This window comes from Anaeromyxobacter dehalogenans 2CP-1, assembly GCF_000022145.1.
Lineage (GTDB): Bacteria > Myxococcota > Myxococcia > Myxococcales > Anaeromyxobacteraceae > Anaeromyxobacter > Anaeromyxobacter dehalogenans.
Genome location: NC_011891.1, coordinates 429,094 through 441,163, shown reverse-complemented (window position 1 = coordinate 441,163; position 12,070 = coordinate 429,094). Strand labels below are relative to the sequence as shown.

Below are 12,070 nucleotides of genomic sequence, written 5' to 3'. Positions count from 1 at the left end.
GCGAGGGCGCAGCCCTCGTGAGATCAGAACGGATATCGCTCGCTCTCCAGCACCGCGTCCGCCAGGCGCCGCTTCGCCTGGAGCAGGCCGGCGGCGTCGTACTTGGAGAAGCGGCGGATGCCGCCGAGCAGGATGGTGAGCGTGTCGCCCTCGCCCACGTAGAACGCGGCGCGGCGGGCGGCGGTGGCGGCCTTCTCGGCCGCGGCGAAGGTGTGGACCTTCACCGCGGCGGCGGCGAGCGCGCGGCGCGCCTCGGGCTGCGTGGACGCGGTCTTCTCGGCGCGGAGCACCACGCTCTCCGCCGCGAACGCCTGGATGGCGACGTCGGCGAGCGCGAGCAGCACCTCCTGCTCGTCCTTCAGCGCCTCGCCGTACTTCTGCACCGCCGCGCCGGCCACCACCAGGAACGCGCGCTTCAGGTTGGCCACGGTGGCCTTCTCGGCCGCGAACGGCACCGCCGGATCGGCCTCGTCGAGCGACGGGTTCATGAGGGCGTCCATCGCCTTCATGACCTCGCGCTGCAGCGGCAGCTCACCCTTCAGCGCGCGGCGCAGGATGGTGCCCGGCACCAGCAGCCGGTTGATCTCGTTCGTGCCCTCGAAGATCCGGTTGATGCGCTCGTCGCGGTAGTACTTCTCGGCCGGGTACTCCTGGATGAAGCCGTAGCCGCCGTGGATCTGCACCACCTCGTCCACCACGTCGGCGAGCACCTCGCTGCAGAACACCTTCGCGATGGCGCACTCGATCGCGTACTCCTCGATGCCCTGCTGGTAGGCCTCGTAGTAGCCGGGCTGGTCGGCGGGGATCGTGGCGAGCCGGTCGTCGATGAGCCCGGCCAGGCGGTAGATGAGCGACTCCGAGGCGTAGACGGCGGCGGCCTGGTCGGCGAGCTTCTCGCGGATCGCGCCGAAGCGGGCGATGGGCGTGCCGAACTGCTTGCGGGCGTTCGCGTAGGCGGCGCCGGTGGCGAGCGCGAGCTTCGCCGCGCCGGTGACCGCCGCGCCCAGCTTGAAGCGGCCCACGTTCAGCACGTTGAACGCGATCTTGTGCCCCTTGCCGATCTCGCCGAGCACGTTCTCGACCGGCACCTTCGCGCTCTCGAAGATCACCGAGGTGGTGGAGGAGCCCTTGATGCCGAGCTTCTTCTCCTCGGGCCCCACGGTCACGCCGGGGAAGGTGCGCTCCACCAGGAAGGCGGTGAAGTGCTTGCGGTCCACCTTCGCGAACACCGTGAACAGGTTCGCGAAGCTGCCGTTGGTGATGAACTGCTTGGTGCCGTCGAGGAGGTAGTGCTTCCCGTCCGGCGAGAGCGTGGCGGTGGCCTTCCCGCCCATGGCGTCGCTCCCCGCCTCCGGCTCGGTGAGGCAGTACGCGGCGGCCCACTCGCCGGTCACCAGCTTCGTGAGGTAGCGGTCCTTCTGCGCGTCGGTCCCGTAGTAGACGAGCGGGAGCGTGCCGATGCCGGTGTGCGCCGCGTAGGAGACCGAGAACGCGCCGCCCGTGCCCATCCGCTCGGCGGCCAGCATGCTGGTGGCCTTGTCGAGCGCCAGGCCGCCGTAGGCCTCCGGAGCGTCGATCATGAGCAGGCCCGCGTCGCCCGCCTTGCGCATGAGCGCCGCGGCCACGCCCGGCTCGTGCTGCTCGAGCGCGTGCTCGGCCGGGAGCGCCTCCGACTCGGCGAACTGCTCCGCGGTCTCGGCGATCTGGCGCTGCTCCTCGGTGAAGTCCTCCGGGGTGAAGACGTCGTCCTTCGTCGCCTCGGAGATCAGGTACTCCGCCCCCTTCAACAGCCTGGCCATGGTCGCTCCTCCTCGTCGCCTTCCGTGAGCCGCCCGCGCGCCCTCAGGCGCGCTCGAACACCGCCGCCGCGCCCATTCCGCCGCCCACGCACATCGACACGATGCCGTGCCGCGCGCCGGTCCGCCGCATGCCGTGCAGCAGCGTGGCGGTGAGCTTCGCGCCGGTGCAGCCGAGCGGGTGCCCGAGCGCGATGGCGCCGCCGGTGGGGTTCACCTTCTCCGGATCGAGCCCGAGCGCGCGCACGCAGGCGAGCGACTGCGCCGCGAACGCCTCGTTCAGCTCGATCTGCCCGACGTCCTCGACGCGCAGGCCGGCGCGCTTCAGCGCCGCCGGGATGGCCTCGACCGGGCCGATGCCCATGATCTCCGGCGGCACGCCGCGCACCGCGTAGGAGACGAAGCGCGCCAGCGGCGCGAGGCCGGTGCGGGTGAGGAACGCCTCGGAGACCACCAGCGCGGCCGCGGCGCCGTCGGTGGTCTGGGACGCGTTGCCGGCGGTGACGGTGCCGTCGATCTTGAACGCCGGCTTCAGCTTTGCGAGCGCCTCCAGGCTCGTGCCCGGGCGCACGCCGTCGTCGGCCGTGACCTGCTCGGTGCGGCGCGCCGGCTTTCCCTTCTCGAGCGTGACCTGCTCCACCTCGACGGGGACGAGCTCGTCGGCGAACAGACCCTCCGCCTGCGCCCGGGCGGCGCGCGCGTGGCTCTGCACCGCGAACGCGTCCTGGTCCTCGCGGCTCACCTGGTCGCGCGCCGCCACCAGCTCGGCGGTGATGCCCATGGCCGCGAACGACTCCGGCCAGGAGGCGACCAGCGCCGGGTTCGCGCTGAAGTGCGAGCCGCCCATGGGCACGAGGCTCATGCTCTCGGCCCCGCCCGCCACGATGCAGTCGGCCTGGCCGGCCATGATCCGCTCGGCGGCGGTGGCGATGGTCTGCAGCCCCGAGGCGCAGAAGCGATTCACCGTCTGGCCCGGCACGCCCACCGGCAGCCCGGCCCGGAGCGCCGCGACGCGCCCGAGGTTCATGCCCTGCTCGCCCTCGGGGAACGCGCACCCGAGGATCACGTCCTCCACCTGCCCCGGGTCGACGCCGGTCCGCGCCAGCAGCGCGCGGATGGCGACGGCGGCCAGGTCGTCCGGGCGGACGTCCTTCAGCTTCCCCTTCTTCGCCTTGCACCCGGGGGTCCGCACCGCTGCGAGGACGTAGGCTGCGCTCATTCCAGGTCTCCTCTCGCGCTCGCGCGCTCGACGCCGGTTCGACCGCTAGTTCCGGAGCGGCTTGCCCTTCTTCAGCATGTGCTGGATGCGCTCGAGCGTCTTCCGCTCGCCGCACAGCTTCAGGAACGCCTCGCGCTCGAGATCGAGCAGGTCCTGCTCGGTGACGAGCGTGCCGGCCGGCACGTCGCCGCCGGTCATGACGCCGGCGATGGTGCGGCCGAGCCGCTCCTCGTACTCGGTGATGAAGCCGCCCATGCGCATGTTCCAGAGCTGGGAGGCGATGCTCGCCGCCGCGCCGCGGCCCGGCGCGCGCAGGCCGGTCGCGGGCGTGCCCGGCCGGAAGTTCGCGGCCAGCGCCAGCGCCTTCTGCTTCGCGTCGTGCACCAGCCGGTCCGGCGACAGCGTCACCGCGTCGCCCTCGCGGAGCATCCCCATGGCGACGAGCTCGTCGGCGGAGGCGCTCACCTTCGCGAGCGCGACGGTGTTGAAGTGCTTGAACACGAACGGCGAGGCGTCGATCTCGTACTTCTCGGCGAGCCGGATCGCCCGGAGCGCCATCTCCTTGGTGCCGCCGCCGGCAGGGAGCAGCCCCACGCCGATCTCGACGAGCCCCATGTACGTCTCGGCGAGCGGGTTCATGGCGGTGGCGTGCAGGCACACCTCGCAGCCGCCGCCCAGCGCCAGCCCGTGCGGCGCCGCCACCACCGGCACCCGCGCGTACTTGAGCGCCATCATCGCCTTCTGGAACGCGCGGATGGTGAGCGCGATCTCGTCGAACGCGCCCTCGGCGATGGCCACCGCGATGAGCATCAGGTTCGCGCCGGCCGAGAACGCCGGCTGGCCGCGGTTCGCGATCACGAGCCCCTGGCCGTCGCGCTCGGCGCGCGCCACCGCCTTGTGGACCATGGCGAGCACGTCCGGGCCGATCGCGTTCATCTTGGTGTGGAACTCGAGGCAGAAGACGCCGTCGCCGAGGTCCAGCACCGAGGCGCCCGCGTTCCGCTCCACCACCGCGCCGGACTTCTCCAGCACCGCGAGGTCGATCTGGTCGGCCGGGCGCGGCACGTCGCGGTAGCCGCCGCCGGCGAGGTCGAGGTAGCGGCGCCGCCCGTTCTCCTCGGCATAGAAGCGCTCGATGCCGCGGAGCCGCTCCGGCACGGCCACGCCGTCCTGCGCGGCCCGGGTCACGAACGCCGGGACCCCGATGGCGTCGAGCATCTCGAACGGGCCGAGGTCCCAGCCGAAGCCCCAGCGCATGGCCGCGTCCACGTTCACCACGTCGTCGGCGATCTCCGGGATGCGCTCGAACGCGTAGAGGAGCGTGTCGCGCAGGTTGCGCCAGGCGTGCTCGGCGACCTTGTCCTTCCCGGCCAGCGCGGCCCGGAGGCGCTGGGCCGGGTCGTCGATCCCCTTCGTCGCCTCCACCGCCGCGCTGCGCGGCTTCGCCGCCGGCACGTACTCGCCCTTGCGGTGGTCGTAGATCGAGAGGCCGCCGCCCTCGCCCTTCTCCTTCCGGAAGAAGCCGCCCCTCGACTTGTTGCCGAGGATCCCCTTCGCGACCATCTGCTCGAGGAAGGCGGGCAGCTTGAACTCGTCGCGGCGCGAGTCGCCCGGCAGCAGCTCGTAGGAGTTCCTCGCGACGTGCAGGAGCGTGTCGAGGCCCACCAGGTCGGCGGTGCGGAAGGTCGCGCTCTTCGGCCGCGCGGTGGGCGGGCCGGCGATGGCGTCCACCTCCTCGACGGTCAGGTCGAGCTCCACCATGTGCCGGATGGCGTTGCACATGGCGAACACGCCGATGCGGTTCGCCACGAAGTTCGGCGTGTCCTTGCCGGTGACGATGCCCTTGCCGAGGCGCACGCGGATGAGCTCGGCCATGCCCGCCGCGACGGCCGGGTCGGTGTGCCGGCTCGAGACGATCTCGACGAGCCGCATGTAGCGCGGCGGGTTGAAGAAGTGGGTGACGAGGAAGCGCGGGCGGAGCGCCTCGGGCAACGTGTCGGCGATGGCGTTCACCGAGAGGCCGCTCGTGTTCGTGGTGAGGACCGCCGTCGGCTTGAGGTGCGGGGCGATGCGCCCGAGGAGCTGGCGCTTCACCTCGAGGTGCTCGAGCACCACCTCGACCACCCAGTCGCAGCTCGCGAGCCGCGGGAGGTCGTCCTCGAGGTTGCCCACGTCGATGCGCGACGCGTAGGAGGGCAGGTAGAGCGGCGCCGGCTTCAGCTTCTCGAGGCCCGCGCGCGCCGCGGCCGCGAGGCGGTTGCGTACCGCCGGGCTGTCGAGCCCGAGGCCGGCCGCCCGCTCCTCGGCGTTCGGCTCCTTCGGGACGATGTCGAGGAGCAGCACCCCGAAGCCCGCGTTGGCGAGGTGCGCGGCGATGGTGCTGCCCATCACGCCCGACCCCAGCACCGCCACCCGCTCGATCCGGTCCATCGTGGCCTCCGTGGTGCGTTCGCGTCCGCTGCGCGGCCCTGACGGCCGCCGCGCGACGCGCACAAGTTGCACGTGCCGCACCACGTCATCGCCCCTGCCCGGCCGAGCGGCCAAGGCGGCGGGTTGACATGCGAATCAACGCAGCCTCCCCGCGAGGGTCTGGTTCCCAGACGTGTTCCGTTCTGTTCCGTCACTGGCGCATTCCGTTCCGGTTTCGGTACAGTACCGGTACACCAGGCCCGCCTCTCCCCGAACCCAGAGTCGTTTGCTCCTGACCCAGAGTCGTTTCGCGAGGAGCCGTCGTGACCCCCGCCGACCGCCGCCCCATCGTCTGGGCGTTCAGCACGAGCCGACTCCGGCACGTGTTCGAGAGCGTCGCGCCCTTGATGGCGGACGTGGCCGAGGTCCGGGTCTTCGACAAGGGGTTCGAGGAGGCGCTCCAGGTCGCGCGCGAGCTCCGGCAGGCCGGCGAGGAGGTGGACGCGTTCGTGGCGGCCGGCACCAACGGCGCCTACCTGCGCGACCACGCGGACGTGCCGGTGGTGGTGGTGACCGCCTCGACCGTGGACGCGCTCCAGGCGCTGGTGCAGGCGCGCAAGCTCTCGAAGCGCATCGGCGTGGTGAACTTCCGGCGCACGGTGGCGGGCCTCGAGGGCGTGCACCTCATCGACGACACCGTCATCGAGCAGCGGCCCTACGTGACGCCGGAGGAAGGGCAGGCCGCGGTGGACGACCTCTCCGCGCGCGGCTTCAAGGTCATCGTCGGCCCGGGGCCCATCTGCTCGGTCGCGGAGCGCTCCGGCCTGCGCGCCGTGCTGCTGTACGGCCAGGACTCGCTGGAAGAGGCGATCCGCCAGGCCGCCGAGGTGGCGCGCATCGCGCGCGTCGAGGGCTCGCGGCGCACACACCTCCAGGCGATGTTCCAGCACCTCGAGGTCGGGGTGGTGGCGGTGGACACCGAGGAGCGCATCCAGGCCATCAACCCGGCGCTGCAGCGGCTGCTCGGCGTCACCGCGGCCGAGGTGCAGGGGCGCAAGCTCTCCGCGGTCGCGCCCGAGCTGGCCATGGGCCCGGTGCTGGAGGGCGGCCCGCCGGAGGTCGAGGCGGTGCAGCGCATCGGCGTCGCCGCCGCGGTGGTGAGCCGGTTCCCGCTGCACGAGCACGGCGTCCTGCGCGGCGCGGTGCTCACCTGCCAGCCCGCCGCGATGGTCCAGCGGCTCGAGCGCGGGCTCCGCTCCACGCACCGCCCGCCGCGGTTCGTGGCGCGGTACGCGCTCTCCGGCCTGGTGGGCGAGTCGCCGGCGATGGTCCGGCTGCGCGAGCTCGCCGGCCGCTACGCGCGCACCGACGCCACCGTGCTCATCACCGGCGAGAGCGGCACCGGCAAGGAGATGGTGGCGCAGGGCATCCACGGCGCGAGCCGCCGGCGCGACCGGCCGTTCGTGGCGGTGAACTGCGCCGCGTTCCCGGAGACGCTGCTCGAGGCCGAGCTGTTCGGCTACGAGGAGGGCGCGTTCACCGGCTCGCGGCGCGGCGGGCGCCCCGGCCTGTTCGAGGCGGCGCACACCGGCACGCTGTTCCTCGACGAGATCGGCGACGTGCCGGTCACGCTGCAGACGCGGCTCCTGCGCGTCCTGCAGGAGCGGCAGGTGCTCCGGCTCGGCAGCAACGATCCCACCCCGGTGGACGTGCGCGTCATCGCCGCGACGCACCGCGACCTCCGGCAGGCCATCGCGCGCGGCGAGTTCCGCGAGGACCTCTACTACCGCCTCGACATCCTCCCGCTGCACCTGCCGCCGCTGCGCGAGCGGGGCGAGGCGGACGTCGAGCTCATCGCCTCCGACCTGCTGAAGCGCGCCCTCCTCCGCCATGGCGCCGCCGACGCGCACCGGCGCGCGCTCTCCATGGTGCTGCCGCGGCTGCGCGGACACGCCTGGCCCGGGAACGTGCGCGAGCTCGAGAACGTGCTCGAGCGCGTGGCGGTGCTGTTCGCGGACCGCGACCCGCGCGCGCGCGTGACCGAGGAGGAGCTCGCCGCGGTGATGCCGGAGGTCGCGGATCCGACCGCCCGCGCCGCCGCGCCCACCGCTCCCTCCGCGGTCGCCCCGCCCATCGACCTCCGCCTCGCCCGCGCCGCCCAGGAGCGGGTCCTCATCGAGCGGACCGTGGCCGAGTGCGGCGGCAACCAGGCCGAGGCCGCCCGCCGGCTCGGCATCGGGCGGACCACGCTGTACCGGAAGCTCGGGAGGGTCAGGGCGTAGACCTCGGTCGCCCCCTCCCGAGCGCGCCGCCGATCTCCTTGACTCCCGCCCGCCTTCACGGCAAAAACGGGGTCGCGACGCGGGAATAGCTCAGTTGGTAGAGCATCAGCTTCCCAAGCTGAGGGTCGCCGGTTCGAATCCGGTTTCCCGCTCCAATCTTCGATGGACCGAACGCCCGGCGACCCCGGGCGTTTCGTTTTAGGCGCTGCCGGGATACGGTGTGCACCACCGGTACGACCCGAGTTCCCCCGACCCCGAGGCACAGCGCTCCAGGATGAACCTCCTCCCCTTCGACCGCACCGAGCTTCGCTCGACGTCCACCCCGGACGAGATCGCTGCACGGGTGGCCGAGCTGGTGACCCAGGGGCACTGGGCGGCGCAGCGGCCGTTCCGCGGAAAGCTCCAGGGGCGGCGCTTCCAGCTGGTGCGGAACGTCCAGCGGCCGCACGCGGTGGTCGTCGGCGAGATCGAGAGCGCCGGGGCTGGCTCCGTCGTCCGACTCCGCTTCCGGCTTCGGTGGGCGCTCGCCGCATTCCTGGGGGTCTGGTTCGCGCTCTTCTCGTATGCGGCCGCGGCGAACCTGCGCGGGCTCGCATCCGATGTCGCGGGGATCGTCCTCGCGCTCGTGGCCGGAACCGTGACCGTCGGCTTCGCCGCCGCCCTGCTCACCACGCCGTTCCGGCACGACGTCCGGCAGGCGCTGGAGACGCTGCGGGCGGCGGTCGAGCGCGCCTGAGCGGCTCGGGGAGTCAGGCGCGCAAGGCGAACCGGCGCCGGCGCGCCTGCAGCCCGCTCACCGGCCGCGCTCACGCTGGCGGCCGTGTTCAGGCGATGGCTTTGCGATCGCGCGGCGCGATCGCGCCACGAGACTACTTCCTGATAAAACGGGATGTTACGGGTTTTTGATACGTCAGTTTTGTTACTGGGTGCGACGGCTGCTTTGCTGGCTGCAAATCACTTCTTCAGGGTCCAGCGGCTTCCACGCTTGGACCCGAGCATCACGACCTTTCCTTCCCTCTTCAACTCTCGGAGCAGCCGGTGAATGGCGTGACGGACGTGGCCAGGGAGCGCCTGCTCGAACTCCTGGATGGTCGCCGTCTCGAACTGCTCTAGGTGCTGGAGCAGCAGCATTTTCGAATGCGGCTTGTCGAGGCCGCGCCGGCGCGTGTACTCCCCCTTGCGGCCGACGAACGCGTAGAAGCGGCGCGAAAGCATGAGCTTCTTCCGCCCTCGGCCGTAGCGCTCAAGGACACCCTTCTCGACCAGTTGAGGCACACGAGACGCGAGGTTCTTCGGGACCTCCTCGCCGCGATGAACGATATCGAGGACGACGAGGTCGGTCGTCGAGAATGAGACAAGGGTTTCCTGACCGACGCGCTCTAGGAAACGGAGGAAGGCGACGTCTTGCACGTCGCCACGCAACGTGAGCGCGACCTGATAGTCGTCCGTCCCGGCAAAGTCGGGACGGGGCTTACCCTCCTTGATGGACTCCTCGAACATCCTGTCGGCGCCCTGGCCGGAGCGCTCGACGAACCCGCACTTCGCGAGCGCCTCCGCGAGCCGTCGGTTCCGCGGCGCTTGCCGCCACAAGATGTTCTCCGCCGTCACGCCTGGAGGGAACCCGCCGGGGCTCACGATCTCGATCCGTCGAGGGTACAGGCGCAGGAAGATCGATCCAGCGTGCCTGTAATCGCGGTGGCTCACCGCATTCAGGATCGCCTCGCGTGCGGCGACCTCGTTGATGGTGGGAATGTCCCTGATGATGAGGCCGTCGCGGAACTGCTGCACCTCGTTGCGCGCTTGGACAAACCGAAGCAGCTCGTCGAAGTAGCGCAGGAACCCTTCGCGGAATTCGAGACGCTGCTGTGGCGCGATGCTCGCGTCCGCGGACCGGTACTCAGCCACCAGCTCGGCCTGCGCTAGATGTCTTCCGAGCCCAGCGCGAGTGCCGAGCAGCACGAGCGCCGCAACACTGATGCGGCCGTCGGGCGCCAGCTCGGCGTCCGCCAGGAGTTGATCCGGCCCCATTCGGTCGATCTGCTCGTTACCTGACTTCCGTCGCCACAGCTCTCGGAACTTCTCGATGGCTCCGGGCTCGAGATCGGCCATCGTAGCGGCGGGAACGATCTCCGCCGAGTGATCGGGCACAACCTCGTCGAAGATGCGTCGCAACCTGTCAGGCGTCATCGCGACGAGCGACTCGCCCGCCCTCATCAGATACGCGCCGTTGTGGTGAAGCGGGACGCCGAGAGGGCGGGGCGGAATCGTGAACGCGACAACCCTGCCGTCGGGGTGCGCGATCACGTCGGCATCAACGCGGAGCTTCAGACGGTCGACCAACTGAGACTTCGTCCTCTCGAGATCCTCGAACGCCCGGCTGCCCACGACGCGGCGGGGAGCCTGGTCTGTGACCCCCAGAATGAGCACGCCCCCGCCCTCGTTCGCGATGGCGACGCAGTACTGGACGAGCTTTTCTAGGTCGAAATTGTTCTTCGCCTCCTTGAATTCGAGGCGCTCGGCTTCGACCGAGTTCATCCAGATCCGCAGCTCCTCGAGTCCTCTTTGCTTCATCTCGCTCCCGCACTGTCCACGAAATGCTAGTCGGTCAGCTTCCGCATGTAGGCGACCTCTCCCGCCGGCGTCCACTCGCGCCAGCCCGCCGCGAACGGCCAGTTCCCCATGCGCCTGCGGGCGTCCTCGGTCGCCTGATGCCACGCCCACCACTGCGCACGAGCCGCCTTCGCAGCCTCGACGGCCGCAGCGTCGCCACGCAGCTCGGCGCCCTTCACCTCCAGCGCGAAGGAGAGGCTCTTCTCGAGCGCGGTGCCGGCCTCGCGGAGCCGTAACCCAACCGCCTGGAGCACCCGGCCGGCGCGGACGCGCAGCTCGGGATCCTTGACCGCCTCCGCACGCTGCCACAGCCGGAATAGTGGAACGGACGCCCCCAGCGCTGCGGACCAAGCCCGGAGTTCGGCGTGGCCCGGATCGAAGTGCGCCGCCAGTTGCCGGAGCTGCGTCAACGATCCTTCGCGCGGGTACTCGAACCGGGGCTTTCCCAGGGCCCTTTCGATGGCCGAGAGATCGTCGGCGTTGAACGGAACGGTACCGGGGGCGGCCGCGAGCAGGCTCGCCAGCTCCATGTAGCCGTTGTCCGGCTCAGCCGCGACGACGACGCGGCCGACGTGAGCGGCCGCGCGCGAGGCTGCCTGCGCGTCGATGCCTTTGATGGCGGCGAAGGGGGTCAAGGCGCCGAGAACGTCTAGGTTCACGACGACGGGTTGCTTCTCCGCATCCGCGGCCGCCCGGATCGCCGCCTTGACGTACGCGGCGCTGGTGGCGGAGCCGATGCCGTCGAACATGAAGCGCTCGCCGGCGGTCAGGCGGGCGCGGACAGGGCGGTCGATCTTGGGCACGAGCTGACCCCACGACTCGCTCTCGCGCAGGATTCGATTGCCCGAGAGGTCCGGTCGCCCGGTGTCCCTCCAGGCCAGCACGAGTGCTTCGCGGAGCGGCTCATCCTTCCGCTCGCGACGGCGCTCGATGAGGCGCTTCAGGACGACGACGTGCGGATCCCGGCCGTGCTGCTCGAGCCGACCCGTGTACACCGAAGCGCGGTCAAGGTCGCCCGCCTCGACGGCGGCGCAAGCCGCGACGAACAAGGCCCGGGCGTCCTGCGGATCCTTCGCGAGGATCGTATCCGCTGCCGAGAGCGCCGCTGCGGCATCACCGCGGAACTGGAGTAGTGCGGCCCGTTCGACCGCCGTCGGCGCGAACCCGAGTGCCCCGAGCAGTAATGCGAGCAGCTTCATCAGATGTCTCCCGCTCGATGACACCATGGGTTCATCCCACTGTCGACGCGGGCGGTCCCGGAAATGAAGACGGGCCATCGGGAGGTCCCGACGGCCCGTCTGTGCGGAGCCTCTCGCCAGCTGCTGGCGTCGCTTCCGCGGCGCCTCGGCCGCGCTCTCCTCGTCGCTGCACTCCTCCTCGTCGCAGTCGGCGTCGTCGAGCGTCTCGACCGGGGTCCTCGATCCACTCCTCGGTGATCTTCCGGTGCACGATGGCCATGTCGTTGGCCTCCTTTCCATTCGACGTTAAGTGAGCGCCCTCGACGGAACCAAGAGGGCGAGACGGAGAGCCGTGACCGTGCGTCACAAGGCGGCTCACCTGCTTCCGCCAGCGCGCGGCGACCCGCCGGCGTGCCCCGCCATTTGCCGGCAGCGCGAGAGCACGAACGGCGTGGAGGGCGACGTTCGTGGACGGTATCCCCGCATCCATGAGCTGCCGCGTCAGCTCCGCAGCGCGGGTCGACGCCGCCTTGAGGCCGACCCGTGCCGCAGCGACCGCGCCTCCGCCCGGACGGC

The 12,070-nt window shown here is 71.1% G+C and carries 7 protein-coding genes and 1 tRNA gene; 3 read left to right on the top strand and 5 right to left on the bottom strand.

Annotated elements, in window-relative coordinates; translation table 11 throughout:
- Positions 1-23 precede the first annotated feature (23 nt).
- Genes A2CP1_RS01930 through A2CP1_RS01920 form a run of 3 tightly spaced genes read right to left on the bottom strand, consistent with a single transcriptional unit; the run spans position 24 to position 5,445 of the window.
- Complete coding sequence (locus tag A2CP1_RS01930) at positions 24-1,799, bottom strand: acyl-CoA dehydrogenase family protein (RefSeq protein ID WP_012631801.1); 1,776 nt, start codon at positions 1,797-1,799, stop codon at positions 24-26.
- 43 nt (positions 1,800-1,842) lie between these two features.
- Positions 1,843-3,015: a thiolase family protein gene (locus A2CP1_RS01925; RefSeq protein ID WP_012631800.1), complete on the bottom strand. Its 1,173-nt coding sequence runs from the start codon at positions 3,013-3,015 to the stop codon at positions 1,843-1,845.
- Positions 3,016-3,060: 45 nt separating this feature from the next.
- On the bottom strand, positions 3,061-5,445 hold the full coding sequence (locus tag A2CP1_RS01920; RefSeq protein WP_012631799.1) for a 3-hydroxyacyl-CoA dehydrogenase/enoyl-CoA hydratase family protein: 2,385 nt from the start codon (positions 5,443-5,445) through the stop codon (positions 3,061-3,063).
- Positions 5,446-5,747: 302 nt separating this feature from the next.
- Here A2CP1_RS01920 and prpR point away from each other — a divergent pair, with 302 nt between their 5' ends.
- From prpR to A2CP1_RS01905, 3 genes are all read left to right on the top strand, one after another.
- Complete coding sequence (prpR, locus tag A2CP1_RS01915; RefSeq protein ID WP_012631798.1) at positions 5,748-7,706, top strand: propionate catabolism operon regulatory protein PrpR; 1,959 nt, start codon at positions 5,748-5,750, stop codon at positions 7,704-7,706.
- Between the two features lie 79 nt (positions 7,707-7,785).
- Positions 7,786-7,861, top strand: a tRNA-Gly gene (locus tag A2CP1_RS01910).
- A 119-nt stretch (positions 7,862-7,980) separates the two neighbouring features.
- Positions 7,981-8,442 (top strand): hypothetical protein, encoded by a 462-nt coding sequence (locus A2CP1_RS01905; RefSeq protein ID WP_012631797.1) that lies wholly within the window; start codon positions 7,981-7,983, stop codon positions 8,440-8,442.
- A 218-nt stretch (positions 8,443-8,660) separates the two neighbouring features.
- Here the strand turns inward: A2CP1_RS01905 and A2CP1_RS01900 are convergent, their stop codons facing one another.
- Positions 8,661-10,241, bottom strand: a complete 1,581-nt coding sequence (locus A2CP1_RS01900; RefSeq protein WP_218917131.1) for an ATP-binding protein — start codon at positions 10,239-10,241, stop codon at positions 8,661-8,663.
- 62 nt (positions 10,242-10,303) lie between these two features.
- Positions 10,304-11,515 carry a hypothetical protein gene (locus A2CP1_RS01895; protein ID WP_012631795.1) on the bottom strand — a complete coding sequence of 404 codons (1,212 nt, stop codon included), beginning with the start codon at positions 11,513-11,515 and terminating at the stop codon, positions 10,304-10,306.
- Positions 11,516-12,070: the final 555 nt, after the last annotated feature.